The organism is Psychrobacter sp. 4Dc, assembly GCF_002836715.1.
In the GTDB taxonomy this organism is placed as follows: domain Bacteria; phylum Pseudomonadota; class Gammaproteobacteria; order Pseudomonadales; family Moraxellaceae; genus Psychrobacter.
In genome coordinates this window covers 1-531 of sequence record NZ_PJAT01000045.1, presented here as the reverse complement: position 1 = coordinate 531, position 531 = coordinate 1, and the positions used below count along the sequence as shown (strand labels likewise).

Sequence of the window (531 nt, the reverse complement as noted above, 5' to 3'; positions counted from 1 at the left end):
GGCGTCAGAGACATTGCTATTATAGCCTCAGTTAGCATTGGTAAAGTGCTTAGCACCATAGGCTCATCTGTTTATAAGATTGCGCCTAAGAAGCGCTATTATGAACGCTTAGAGGTTGATGAGTTTTGGACTTACGTGTATCGCAAGAAGCGTAAAGTTTGGCTTATTTATGCTTATGACCGCGCTACCAATGAGATTGTCGCTTATGTCTGGGGCAAACGTGACCTGAAAACAGCTAAGAAGCTAAGAGCCCGTCTTAAACAACTGAAAGTCAGCTATGGCTCTATTAGCATGGATAACTGGGATAGCTTTATAACCGCATTCAAGCCTGACAAGAAACAAATCGGCAAGCAGCATACGGTAGGCATAGAAGGTAATAACTGTCGCCTTAGACACCGATTGCGACGAGCCGTTCGAAAGACCTGTTGCTTCTCAAAGAAATTTAATAACCACTTTAAGGTGTTTGATTTGGTATTCTTCTATGTCAATTATGGCTATGTCTGATGCCAGCATACTTTTTAGAACACCACC

General features: G+C 42.4%; 1 protein-coding gene. It reads left to right on the top strand.

All coding sequences use genetic code 11. The features are described from left to right. On the top strand, nt 1-504 hold a 504-nt coding region (locus tag CXF61_RS02470), incomplete at its 5' end, for an IS1 family transposase (protein ID WP_165597036.1). Nucleotides 505-531: the final 27 nt, after the last annotated feature.